Annotated in this window: 10 protein-coding genes; 5 read left to right on the forward strand and 5 right to left on the reverse strand. The window is 42.8% G+C overall.

The window, feature by feature from the left end; all coding sequences use genetic code 11:
• Positions 1-9 precede the first annotated feature (9 nt).
• The 4 genes from C6Y45_RS11530 to C6Y45_RS11545 all read right to left on the reverse strand — a co-directional run bounded on the left by C6Y45_RS11530 (position 10) and on the right by C6Y45_RS11545 (position 5,167).
• Positions 10-1,164: a glycerate kinase gene (locus C6Y45_RS11530; protein ID WP_107585374.1), complete on the reverse strand. Its 1,155-nt coding sequence runs from the start codon at positions 1,162-1,164 to the stop codon at positions 10-12.
• 171 nt (positions 1,165-1,335) lie between these two features.
• Positions 1,336-2,475 carry a sugar diacid recognition domain-containing protein gene (locus tag C6Y45_RS11535; RefSeq protein ID WP_107585375.1) on the reverse strand — a complete coding sequence of 380 codons (1,140 nt, stop codon included), beginning with the start codon at positions 2,473-2,475 and terminating at the stop codon, positions 1,336-1,338.
• A gap of 351 nt (positions 2,476-2,826) precedes the next feature.
• The gene (locus tag C6Y45_RS11540; protein ID WP_107585376.1) at positions 2,827-4,128 is read right to left on the reverse strand and encodes a hypothetical protein; all 1,302 of its coding nucleotides are present in this window, start codon (positions 4,126-4,128) and stop codon (positions 2,827-2,829) included.
• Between the two features lie 253 nt (positions 4,129-4,381).
• Positions 4,382-5,167: an SGNH/GDSL hydrolase family protein gene (locus C6Y45_RS11545; RefSeq protein WP_107585377.1), complete on the reverse strand. Its 786-nt coding sequence runs from the start codon at positions 5,165-5,167 to the stop codon at positions 4,382-4,384.
• A 428-nt stretch (positions 5,168-5,595) separates the two neighbouring features.
• Between C6Y45_RS11545 and C6Y45_RS11550 the strand changes: the two genes are divergently transcribed.
• Entirely contained in the window at positions 5,596-6,429 is an 834-nt protein-coding gene (locus C6Y45_RS11550) for a dihydrodipicolinate synthase family protein (protein ID WP_107585378.1), read from the forward strand.
• A gap of 102 nt (positions 6,430-6,531) precedes the next feature.
• Here the strand turns inward: C6Y45_RS11550 and C6Y45_RS11555 are convergent, their stop codons facing one another.
• A complete protein-coding gene (locus C6Y45_RS11555; RefSeq protein WP_245922649.1) occupies positions 6,532-7,920 on the reverse strand; it encodes a sigma-54 interaction domain-containing protein in 1,389 nt (462 codons plus the stop codon).
• 286 nt (positions 7,921-8,206) lie between these two features.
• Between C6Y45_RS11555 and C6Y45_RS11560 the strand changes: the two genes are divergently transcribed.
• The 4 genes from C6Y45_RS11560 (at position 8,207) to C6Y45_RS11575 (ending at position 12,819) form a co-directional block, all read left to right on the forward strand.
• A complete protein-coding gene (locus C6Y45_RS11560; RefSeq protein ID WP_107585379.1) occupies positions 8,207-8,389 on the forward strand; it encodes a hypothetical protein in 183 nt (60 codons plus the stop codon).
• A 15-nt stretch (positions 8,390-8,404) separates the two neighbouring features.
• Positions 8,405-9,994, forward strand: coding sequence for a sodium:solute symporter family protein (locus tag C6Y45_RS11565; RefSeq protein ID WP_107585380.1), 1,590 nt, complete (start codon positions 8,405-8,407; stop codon positions 9,992-9,994).
• Positions 9,995-10,019: 25 nt separating this feature from the next.
• Positions 10,020-11,309, forward strand: coding sequence for an ArgE/DapE family deacylase (locus C6Y45_RS11570; RefSeq protein ID WP_107585381.1), 1,290 nt, complete (start codon positions 10,020-10,022; stop codon positions 11,307-11,309).
• A gap of 292 nt (positions 11,310-11,601) precedes the next feature.
• Positions 11,602-12,819, forward strand: a complete 1,218-nt coding sequence (locus C6Y45_RS11575) for a Zn-dependent hydrolase (RefSeq protein WP_218017812.1) — start codon at positions 11,602-11,604, stop codon at positions 12,817-12,819.
• Positions 12,820-12,950: the final 131 nt, after the last annotated feature.

Below are 12,950 nucleotides of genomic sequence, written 5' to 3' on the forward strand. Positions count from 1 at the left end.
AGTTATCTTTTATACTAATTTCTTGTGACAACTCTTCTCACTAGTGTTCCAAAGCCGCATGGTTCGTTCGGTTGTACTTTCTATAAGTGAAATCCCATTTTTTAAAGAATATTCCAGAGTTTGTGGAGAGGGAATTATATCTACAATTGCATCAATACCATGTTCATAAGTCTTCTCAGCTCCTTCTCCTATACTTCCCACTAAAGCGATAACTGGCAGGTCATATTTTTTTGCTTTTTTGGCTACGCCCACAGGAACTTTTCCATTAATCGTTTGAGAATCTATTCTTCCTTCCCCTGTGATCACTAAATCCGCATCTTTTAAATAATCTTCGATATGCATGAGATCTATAAGCTTATTTACGCCGGAAAAACTTTCCGCTTTACAAAAAGCAAACAGCCCAGCTCCTACTCCCCCTGCCGCACCTGCCCCAGCCATACTTAATACATCTACCGAAAGTTGTTCTTTCACGATTTGACCGTAATGCTCTAAATTTGAATCAAGCAACTCAATGGTTTTAGATGTAGCACCCTTTTGGGGGCCATACACGTAAGAGGCTCCATTTTTGCCGCACAGGGGATTTTTCACATCTGATAAAATTGAAATATTCGACTTTTCGATCCTTGAGTCTATTAAGGAAGTATCAATCGTTTCAATTCTGCTTAACTCAACTCCCCCATAGCCAATTTCTTGACCAGATTTGTCTTTAAAACTAACACCTAATGCCTGAGCCATACCTACTCCTCCATCATTGGTTGCGCTCCCCCCTACTCCTAAATAAATTGTTTTACAACCATTATCTAATGCGTCGATTATTAGCTGTCCTGTACCATAAGTAGTCGTTGTAAGGGGATTTAATTCGTAGTTACTTAATAGAGGGAGACCTGAAGCAGCTGCCATTTCAATTACTGCTATATTCCCGGGTAACACCCCATATTTCGCTTTCACTTCTCGACCAATCGGATCTAAAACGTTCGCATATTTAAACTCCCCCTCTAATGCACTTACCAATGTGTCAACTGTTCCTTCACCTCCATCGGCAATAGGTATTTTTGTAACCTGAACGTCATCACGATAGTATCTAAGACCTCTTTCCACTGCATCGGCCGCTTCAAAGGTTGTGCAACATCCTTTGAAAGAATCAATGGCAATCACTATTTTCATTAAGCAAAACCTCACTCTACAATGTTATCGCTTACATTTTTGATTATTTGAAAGTTTCAGTTATCTTTCTTAATGAAAGTATAGTTAATATTTTATGATAAAACTATATTACAAATAACATGATTTCAGTTAATTAGTTATCACGCATAACATATACTGAAAATATTCCTTTTAATAGTTAGAGGCCAAATATAAGAGAAGCATATCTTTATAGATTCTTAGATCATAATCTGTTTTGTCTTTTAACTTTTGTATTTTATATTGAACGGTGTTTTTGTGCACATGATTTTTTTTAGCTAATAAATTTAACGAACCATTTAATAAAACATAGTCTTGTATAAAATTAACAAACTCTTTAATTTCTTCATTAGTGCATTCCGCAAAAACTTGGTTTTTTAGAGTCTTTTTGTATGCTTCAGGAATTTTACTAATTGCTACATTTAAAGCCGCTTTATAGAACGGATATACACCTTCTCTTTGATTGAGAGATTCAAGTATGCTTATGCATTCGTTATAAGACTTTGGTATATCCCCGTAAAAATCATAAGTGTTTCCTATGGTACTTAACAATGATACTCCATGAATTTCTTTTAATTTAGAAATTAAATATTCTATTTCTTTTGTCACCGACTCAATATCTAAATTAGTGATGATAACAAAAAGATTGCCGTTATAAACAGCCAAAATATTTCTGTAACTTAATTTATCCAGAATATAATTTGTTACAATATTTTGTTTTGCATCGTTAATTTTACTATTAATTAATTCATTTCCCGTTTCTACTACCTTAAGCAAAGCAACGTTATAAGGTCCTTTAGTATTTAAATTATATTTTTGTAGTCTTTCTTCAACATTAAAAAAAGAAGAGTGTAAATTACCACTTATCAAATCGTTAACAAATAGTAACTTTACCTGCTCTCTGCTAGTTCTATTCCATAAATCAAAGTGTTCATACAGAACCATTTCAGTCATTTTTTTAATAATTCGTGCATACTTAACTACTTCATTTGGGTTTCCTGTGAGCCCTACTACTCCAACCAATTCATTCGAAAAATATATTGGAAGATTAACTCCTTTTTTACAACCCCGATATTGTTCATCATATTCCACTATAATTTCTGTACCATCGTTTTCAATTACAATTAAAGCTCCTTCATGGTAGCCATCGACTCTTTGTAAGTCTGTACTTGCAATAATAAATCCATTATTATTAATAATATTAATATGGTATTCTATAGCATCTTTTAATTCCAAAATGATTTTTTCAGCAATATTTTTGTTTAGAAACATAATACTGGCTCCTTCTCCCATATTACTTTCTTAAAAATGCTGTGAGACTTTAATAGAGCATACTTTATCACACTAATCCCATTCATTTTAAAGCTCTTTGAATAAACTTTCTTTTAAAAAGTTGTTCGTTTCTATTGAATATACTGAATATATTTCACCACTATATTTATCTTTTAGCTTATGTACGAGTCTTATAATTTCATTATTACAATGAAAAGGCTCTTTTTATTGCTTTTAAACACAATTTATATTATCTTCACTATTTATTTGATTGTTTTTAGAAATTCTTTCAAATGGGGTTTGGCTATTTTCTAAAGCACAGATGACCTGTGCTTTAGAGTAGTTTATTCTTGAGTGGCATTCGAAAAATATTTAATCCAAATCAATATTTACCCCATTCACTTTCAATTGAAAGACCCCTACTTGCTGAAAATCCCCCGTATACTCCGTCTTTAAAATATAATCAAATGGATCCCCAGCGTACTCAAATTCACCTTTAGATAAAGTTCTCAAATTTGTGATTTCTACGTCTGCTTGATTCTCGTCAATATCTAGAAGAGAAGAGTCTTCAACATTTTCATTAAAGAAGTCTTTTATCGTGCTTTTAACATCACTTTCTTCTATCGATACATCGTTTGTTGACTGACCAAAATCATAAGCAATGACATCGTCCATATGGGTTCTCATGAATTCCTGCAGTTCGTCTGCCGATTCATTATATTCGCCTGCTAGTTCTTCGAAAAGATCTTCTTCCGGCTTATCTGGATAGGATACAAGATAGTCCATAATATCGTTGTATTTCTCGTAATTTTCTTCGCTGATTTCTGATTCTGGTTCGTCTATATTTGTAGTGAATGTTGTAGTCATTTCCGTGTTGAAGATATCTTTTTCTTTCTCCACCGTTTCCTCTTCCCCAGTTATCGTATTCGTTTCTTCCTCTTCATTCGCTGCTTCATCCGTAACTTGTTCTTCTTCCTTTTCTTCTTCACTGTTCTCCGTTTTATTTACTGCCTCGTTTTCAGGCTCTTCATTAGTTGAACTTTCTTCATTATTCTCCGATTCTTCCAAAGTTTCCTCATAAACATTCTGGTTATTTTCTTCGGCTGCGATTTCTTCTTCCGTGTCCCCTCCTATAAGGATGGAAGCACAGGAGCCGAGCATTAAGATATAGGCAGCAGAAGCTGTGGCCATTTTTGTTTTGCTTCGGCTACGAAATCCAAAAATTTTGTTGTACCAGGCTCTTTCCACTTCAATAAATGTAAGGTCGGTATTTAATTTCAGGTATCCGACGATGCTCTTTCCATCACTCATGAGCTGAATAATCCGTCTGCTGTCATCAAATATGAGTTCTGTTTTCATCGCATAATTGTCTACCGTGACCTGTTCATACTCCTCCAATCGTATTTTGTTATGTATAAATACACTATTTAAGGCTTTCTGCATTTTTTCTTCTTTTTCGCCATCTTTGTAAAACAAACCAGCATCGGTTATTTTGAAAGTAACAATTTCCTCGTCATTGACAGCTGAATAAAATTGGCCTGCAAACCCGGCTTCCGGAAAGCTGGATTCAACCACGTGGATGTGAGGAATAGCGTTTCGTTCACAGTAAGTTCGAATAATCTCGGGCGCTTTAAGCATGTGCCTCTTTTTCTTTTCTTGTTTCTCGTTTCCCATACGCTCCCTCTTCTCTATTCTTATTTTCTCTGTATTATACCTTAATTATCCAGAATAAAGTGTCTTTACGTACTTTTTAGAGGGAAAATTTGTATATGGTTATTAAGTATTATATACTTTTTTGCTTTGTTCTACCGATTCTACAGCCGCCTATTTTATTAATATAAAAATAACCCCTGGAATGTTTTCCAGAGGCGTAATAAAAGAAAGTTTGGAGCCGGGATAGATTAGTTCCCTTGCTTTGCATAAGCTATTACTGCTGGTTTTGAAGTCGCAGCTGAGAGGTGTTTGAATTAAGCCCGAAAGCCTGCAGGCCGATTTCCGCCAGTCTGGCCTGTCCCGCTTCGGTCGGATGGACATCTCCTGGTAAAACGTAAGTCGCCTGGTCATTGCCGAAGGCGCTGTAGGCATCCGCCAGATAAACATTTTGATCTGATAGAGTCAGCTGATCCAAGGTGGCGTTGATCTGCGGAAGAAAAGCATTCGCGAGATCATGGAGCGGATCACCTACCTGGAAAGGGTTGTACACATTGTATAAAACGACTGGTGAGTCTGTCAGCGAGCGGATTTCCTGGAGTATTTGGGCGATATTTTGAAAAACATCACTGTCGTTCAGCTTCTGCTCCAGCAGTTGCTGAAACAGCGCCTGATCCCCGCCGCTTTCTGCCGCTGCCGTCCGCAGGATATCGAGCAAATCGTTACTGCCGATGGTCACTGTGACATAATCCGAGTGAATAAGAGCCTGCCGGTACTTTTGATCGGTCTGCAGGGCAGTCAATAACTCATCCGAATCCCATCCCGAAACGCCGAGGTTACGCACCCGCAGATCACTCAGCTCCCCGATCACATAAGGATAGCTGACCTTTGCCGGATTTTGGTTCGTCTGTCCGAGATTGAACCCGAACGGTATCGAATCCCCCACAGAAACAAGCGACTCTTTCGCATTATCACTTTTGGCAAAAACAGCAGAAGACGGCAGAAGACTTGCCAGAAAACAGATAAGCAGAACAGCAGTAACGAGTTTTATGAACCTTTTCATCAAACCCCTCCCTTTTTTGTACTTCATATACAGTATAAGTCCAAAAGTCAGAATATTCTACCAATATTTTACGTTTGATTACTTGTTCTGCCTGGACAGGTACAGCGGTACGGGCGGGAATGCTGCGTCGGCTGCCCGGTTCCTGTGCCATTTATCAGTTCCGGACCGCTTAGGCGTCTTTAGATCGGAGACCTTTTCCTCCCTAATACAACCTTCTCTATACACAAAGGTACCCACTCCTAACGTTTGTGATGTTAACCGCTTTCGATAAGACGATCCGCCGTCTGCTCGCTGCTTATTGTTCAGCACTTTCTTGGCTTATTGGCTCCCCCTTGCTGGAACGCTTAATACAGCTTAGTATAGTGAAATAGTCAGAAATCTCATACGCAGACCTTTCATTACATACTAAAACGACAGGAGATGACTTCATGCTGAAGGAAAAAGTCCATATTGCTGTACCTACCGCCTTTTTTGAAGACGAATCGTTGAATGTCCATGGAACGATCGATCACATTAAAAATCTGCACCATCAGGGGATAAAATCGGTTCTTGTGTGCGGTACGACCGGCGAACAGCACAGCCTGAGCCTGGAGGAAAAAACAGCCCTTCTGGACGGGCTCGTTTCAGAGAAGGAACTGTTAAACGAAATGGAGGTTCTATTCGGGGTCGCTTCCATCCGGCAGAAAGAAGCGGAACTACTCGCTGACAAAATCAGCACAACGAATATCTCGGGAGTGATGCTCGGTTATCCTCCTTATATTATTCCCTCCCAGGAGGAAGCCGTCGCTTATTCCAGGAGTATTATCCAAAGGAGCAGCAAACCCGCGATTCTGTACAACAATCCGAAAAGAACCGGGTTCGACTTGTCGACTGCGAGTATTGTTAAATTAAGCCGCCTTGACAGCGTCATAGGGATTAAAGAAGCCGGAAATAAAGAAAAAGTGACAGAAATGAAGCAGCTCATCAATAAACAGGCGTTTTATTTTTATATCGGTGGAGAAATCGACGCGGCGGCAAAAATAGCCTCCGGGTTCAACCGCCTCTCCTCCATGGCCGGCAATATCGCACCTGTGGAATTTAAAAACTGGTTTCTTAAAAAGCTTGCGGATGAAGATCTCACGGATCAAGAAAACGAAACCATCAAAGGTGTCACAGCAGAGGTTAATGAAGGAAATCCGGTCGTGAACATTAAGCGGCTGCTTCATGAGGAGGGGATTGATCTTGGAACCTGCCGGAGTCCAATAGGCAGTGTTCATCGTTAAGAACTTCCAAGCGACAGGAAAACGGGAGCGGCTGATCAGCCGCTCCCGGTCTTTTCATTTTTATTTGTCATTCAGCCGCCGCACTTTATAAAAAAGCCTTCATTAGTACGTCAAATCGTACTTCTTAATTCTTCGCATGATGGCCGACTGTGTAATCCCGAGGGCCTCCGCAGCCCGCCGGGTCGTTTGATGCTTTTCCAGCGCCTGATACACGATTTCTCTTTCCATTCTTTCCACCGCTTCCGGAAGCGTCTCCTTCTCCTGCATATATTTATGAGCGCCCCCGGCGTACGATTCCCTCATTTTTTCCGGAAGATCTTCTTCTGTAATCTCCTCGAATTTTGAAGTTATCACGAGCCTTTCCACGAGATTTTCCAGTTCGCGGATGTTGCCCGGCCAGGAATAATTCTGCAGTTTGTCGATCAGTCCCGGAGCGAATGATTTGTTCTGGCTGTGTTTTTTATTAAAATGAGTCAAATTCATATGCAGAAAGGAAACAATGTCCTCCTCCCTTTCCCGGAGGGGCGGAATGCGTATCGGAAGAATATTTAAGCGGTAGTATAAATCCTCCCTGAACGTTCCTTTCTGCACCATCTCAAAAAGATCACTGTGCGTGGCGGCAATAATACGGATATCGGCGCTCTGCACGCTCGTCGCCCCGACTGGAAGAAATGTTTTATTCTGCAGAAGCTGAAGCAGCTTCGGCTGCAGATGGAGGGGCAGTTCACTGATTTCGTCTAAAAACAGCGTCCCTTTGTCCGCCATCGTGACCAACCCCGTCTTTCCCCCCGCGTGAGCTCCTGTAAAGGAACCTTTTTTATAGCCAAACAGCTCGGATTCGATCAGCGTTTCCGGGATCGAGCCGCAGTTAATGTGCACCAGGGGATGTTTACAGCGGTCGCTTAATTCATGAATCTGTTCTGCAACCGTGTTTTTCCCGACGCCGGTTTCCCCCGTTAAAATAACCGTCGTATTCACTCCTGCCGCTTTTTGAATCAAATCCATCAGTACCGTAAAACTTTTCCCTGCCCCTAAAAACTGTTCATTTATTTGAGAATGTTTTTGGCTTTGAATATGACGGATCTGCTGGCTGTAGAGCTTCAGCAGGTTTTCTGTTTCTTCAAGCTGATTGGATGTTTCCACCGCCTGGGTAATATCCCGGGAGTGCGCCATGATTAATTCTTCCCCGGAAATCGTGATTAAATGCCCTGTCACCATGTACTTTCTTTCTTTGGAAGAAGATTGAATCGTCGAGATCGTGTTTCTTTTCTCCAGCACCATCCGTGTAACCGAAGGCTGCATAATTCCCTGCCTTTCCAGATCCACTACGTTTTTTCCGATCATTTCCCCGCGGGGCATATCAAGAATTTTTTCACTCGCATCGTTGAGCCAGAGCGTCGTTCCTTGATTATCAATAAAATACAAGCCGTCATTAATGACGTTTAAAACAGAGGTGTACACTTCGTTTTGAAACATCTTCTTTATGCTCACAGGACCAGCTCCATAAAAAATAATTTGTAAAATTTTCTGACAGTAAATGAAATTTTTAAAATAGTCAGATATATTGAGTTGATTTCGACTCAATTGACAGAAATCCGCCTCGTTAAATGAGTCGATATCAAATCACATTGATTCTTTTTCGACTCAAATACGTATTTTAAACTTATTTTAGTCGTTTTTTACGCCGAATACTACCTGTTTCTCAGGAAAAATGCCATTTATTGTTGGCATGCATCTTGCTTATACTCTAGGGTAGATTGATCCGGAGGTGAAAAATATGAACATGGATGTTTTTATTCTTTTCTTTAATGCCTTTATGACGACAGTGCTTTCTTCTGCGGTTGTCATCTGGATTTTACGCAAGCAGTATCTTCCCGTTATAAGGCAGTTGGAAGCGGAGGAAGAAGAAGCTGAAGATAGTTCAATGGAAAGTGACCGAAAAAAAGAAGCATCAAAATAAGGGGGATGATGTCAGATGACGGCAGTTATATTTTTTGTAGTGCTCGCTTTATATGTAATCATCGGCGGTTTTGTCGCCCGTCTCGTTAAAAACAAAGACGATTTTTACGTCATGGGAGAAAGAGGTTCGACCGTTTTGATTGTCGGAACGCTGGCTGCCACGTATTTAAGTGCGGTAACTCTCCTCGGTATAGCCGGCCAGTCGTATGCGGAAGGCCCGCTCGTTATTGCCGCCTTAGGTTCTTTCGGCGCCTGGATAGGAACGCTTCTGGCGGTGATTTACATAGGTCGTAAAATGAAGGCTCTTGGATGCAAGACAATGCCGGATTTCTTCGAAAAACGGTTTAAAAACAAATCAGTCAGTATTATTTCTCTCATCATTATGATTATTGGTCTGTTAGGGTACGGGGTTATTCAATTGATCGGTGCCGGCCTCGTGCTTAGTGAAGTAACGGGAATATCCTTTCCGTTTATGATCGTTCTCTTTACGATTGCGCTGCTTGTTTTTTGTGCACTTGGCGGCATGTACGGAGTTGTTGTTACGGATACGATCATGCTGTTTACGATGCTTGCGATTTCCTGCATTATCGCCCCAATGATTATCGGTCAGGCAGGGTTTGCAGATATGAAAGCGCTGGCAGACACGATTCCTTTTTACTGGTCGATTGAAGGAGCGGAGCAGCGGCCGCTTGGGTGGTCCATTTCGCAATTTCTCGTCTGGATTTTGTTTTTTGCCTGTACTCCCGCGCTCGTATCGCGTGTTTTCCCGGCTAAAAACGATTTCGTTATTTTAAAAGCTGCCGTCATCGGGGTGTTTCTTGCTCCTTTCATGCAGGTCATCGTCTTCTTGGCTGCCGGCGGCATGCGGGTGCTTGAGCCTGGAATCGAAAACACGGATAACGTGATGGTCATCGGCTTTTTGAATCACGTACCGGCAACGCTTGGCGGCATCGGCCTCGCCGGATTAATGGCTTCCATCATGTCCACGGCTTCCACTTTGTTTGTTCTTACAGGATTTGCTTTAGCGCGTGACTTGTACGAAAACGTGTACGGAAAGAAAATGAGTGACGAAAAAGGCCTGCTTGCCGGACGGTACGCGCAAATTATCGTCGCGATTATTGTTTGTGCCATCGCTATCGCTCGTCCTTCTGCTATTTACTGGATTTCCATTTACGCAGGAGCTATTTTCGCTGTCGGCTGGCTGCCGACTGTCGTAGGCGGTCTCGAATGGAAACGGATGAACAGCAAGGCAGCTGTCGGGAGCATGCTGATCGGTACAACGTCCTTTGTAGTAATTGATGAACTTGCCCGGCGCGAATTCATTACTCTGCCGGTGCATATCGATTCGCTCATGATTTCTTTTGCTGCAGGGGTAATTTCCTTAATTGTTATCGGCCTTTTAACGAAGCCAAACCAGTATGAAATGGACTATTTCAAGGAAATGAAGCAGACAAGTTTATCCACCAAAACGATCAATGACATATTAAAGCAAGAAAACGGAGCAGCAAAGCTGAAGAAAGAATACAAGCAGACGATGGTGATTTCCATTTCCTTTATCGGGGTGGCTGCCGTTGTCTGGGGGTACTTCCTGATGATGCTCGGTTAATAAATACAGCTAAGGAGCGATAGTAATGACTGCAGTAGATGTTCATGAACAAATAAACAAAACGTTTCAGAAAGTCGATGACTTATGGGAGGAAGAAGTAGAATTTCTCCAGCATATCGGCCGGTTCCCAAGCACGCTTGGGAATGAAGGAGCGTTACAGCGGTATCTTGCCGGTTATTTTCAGGATGTGTTAGAGCTGGAGGTGGATTCATTCGTTCCTGATGTAAAGGAGCTTTCGACCCACCCCGCCTTTTCCCCGCCGGAATGGTCTTACGACGGGCGTCCGGTCGTCGTCGGGAGCGCCAGACATCACGGGACTAAGAAAGGAAAAAGCCTTATCTTCCAAGGACATATTGACGTTGTTAGCCCGGAACCTTCCGCTGCCTGGGATTATGACCCGTGGTCTTCCACGATCGTTGGAAACAAAATGTTCGGCCGCGGTATCCAGGATATGAAGTCCGGCGTCGCTGCGATGATATTCGCCTACCGGGCGGTAAAGGAAGCAGGGATCAACCTTGGAGCGGACGTCAGCTTACAGACCGTTATTGAGGAAGAATGCACGGGCAACGGAGCTTTAGCTGCCCTGATGAGAGGTCACACTGCCGACGGCGCTTTAATTCCGGAACCTTTCGCGCAAAAAGCAGTGAAAGCCCAGGTAGGTGTTATCTGGGTGAGGGTGAAAGTTTTCGGCGTAGGTGCCCACACGGAACGGGCCGACCGGGCGGTGAATGCGATTGAAAAAAGCACTCATATTATCGAGGCACTCGGAGAGTACCGGAAGTATATTAACGCGAAACCTAAACATAAAGATTTTGAAGAGCACGCCCATCCTTTAAACGTTAACATCGGTACGCTTCATTCCGGCGCCTGGCCGTCTTCCGTTCCTTCCGAATGTACACTGGAAGCGAGAGTCGGCTTCTATCCGGGAGAAGATCCTGAGGATATTAAAAAAGAAGTAAAGGAATGGATTTTAAACGCGGCTAAAGAAGATGAGTGGCTGAGAGAGACCCCGCCTGAAGTAACCTTTTACGGATTTCATGCGGAGGGAGTTTCTGTAGATACGTCATCGGAGCTTTTTGAGCAGCTGGATGAAAGTCACCAGCTCACAACGAATCAGCCGCTTGAAACAACTTCCATTACGTGTACAACAGATATTAAATACTTTAACCTTCATTACGGCATCCCGGCTACCTGCTACGGGCCGCTCGGCGGAAACATGCACGGTGTCAACGAGTGGGTAGATTTGGAAAGCGTCAAAGAAGTAACGAAAGTATATGCCGACTTTTTGATACGCTGGTGCGGCGTTCAGGAATAGAAGCTACTTCCACGCTGTTTACTGCAGCACTCTGGAACGCAGACTATTACTACTAATTAAAATGCTATATGAAGATTAGTTTTGGACCTGGAAAACTTCGCTTCCTCTCGGCGGCTTGCCGTGGAAGAGATATGGAGGGACTCTAGAGCGATGAAGGACGAGCCCCAATCTGATCGACAAAAGAAAGACAGAATTAGCTGAGGCCGGTCCGCTCGGAAAGCCTCTCTATGGAAAAAAAGCGGATATTCATTTTGTATTTTCAAAGCAGCCCACTAAAAAAGGAATGATCGCCGTGTCAATTAATGAAGCTCGTCTGTACGACAGATTTCAAACAATGAACCGTATTGGAGAAACGGAGCGGGGCGGGCTCCACCGCCTTGCTTTAAGTGATGAAGACAAGCAGGCGAGAGATCTTCTCGTCGACTGGTTTAAAGAGCTTCATCTTACTGTCCGGGTCGATGACCTCGGGAATATATACGGAATAAAGCCGGGAAGCGATCCTTCTGCAAAACCTGTCGTGATTGGCTCTCACCTGGATTCTGTACCTAAAGGCGGCAAATACGACGGAACGCTCGGCGTACTGGCCGCACTCGAAATCGTGGAAAGTTTAATCGATGAGGGCGTCTCTCACGAACAGCCTGTCATTGTTGTGAATTTTACCAACGAAGAAGGAGCACGCTTCCCTAAACCGATGATATCCAGCGGTGTTCTCTCAGGTGTGTACCAAACAGAAGATATGTTTCAACTGGCGGATGATTCGGGGATCACACTCGGAGACGAATTGAAGCGGATCGGCTATGCCGGAGAAAAAGACTTCCGCCTTAAGGACGTGGATAAATTTATTGAACTGCATATTGAACAGGGGCCTGTACTGATTGAGCAGCAGGCTGCGATTGGAATTGTTGAAGGAATACAGGGACTTTCCTGGCATGAAGCGACGTTTATCGGAGAAGCTGATCATGCAGGTCCAAGCCCGATGAGTACGAGAAAGGATGCGGCGGTCGGTGCTTTTAAAGCTATGACCGCTCTCCATGAATGGGTCCTGTCTCTGGAAGATGAAACATCCATCACGTTTGGGCGGATTGCCGTAGAACCTCATGTAGTCAATGTGATCCCGGGCAAAGCGGTTTTTTCCATCGACATCCGACACCCTGAAAAAGAAATTCTCGAGCAGCGAATAGATAAGATGAAACAGATCCTCACCGAAACAGCTCTCCGTTTTGATCTGGACAGCCAGCTGGAAGATTTATCATTCATGCCCCCTGCCCCTTTTTCACAAAAACTTGTGCAGGATCTTGAGAATGTCTGTCTTTCAGAAAAAGTTTCTTACCACCGGATGTACAGCGGAGCGGGGCACGATGCGATGTACATGAACCGCCTGGCCGAGACGATCATGCTGTTCGTGCCGAGTATCGACGGAAAAAGTCACAATGAAAAAGAAGAATCCAGATGGGAAGACATTCACCAATGTGTGAAGGTTATGTATGAGCTCGTTAAAAAACAATTGTAAAATCAGCAGTAGAGCTTCATAAGTTATAGTTATTCCCCGTTGACCAGGAAAGGACATTTTCGTCTTTTCCTGGTTTTATTTTGCATCCACACTCTTCTGTTTACTCCTCTACTTGTAGTCGGTCCAGTCTG

The sequence above is a fragment of the Alkalicoccus saliphilus genome, from assembly GCF_003044065.1.
GTDB classification, from domain to species: domain Bacteria; phylum Bacillota; class Bacilli; order Bacillales; family Salisediminibacteriaceae; genus Alkalicoccus; species Alkalicoccus saliphilus.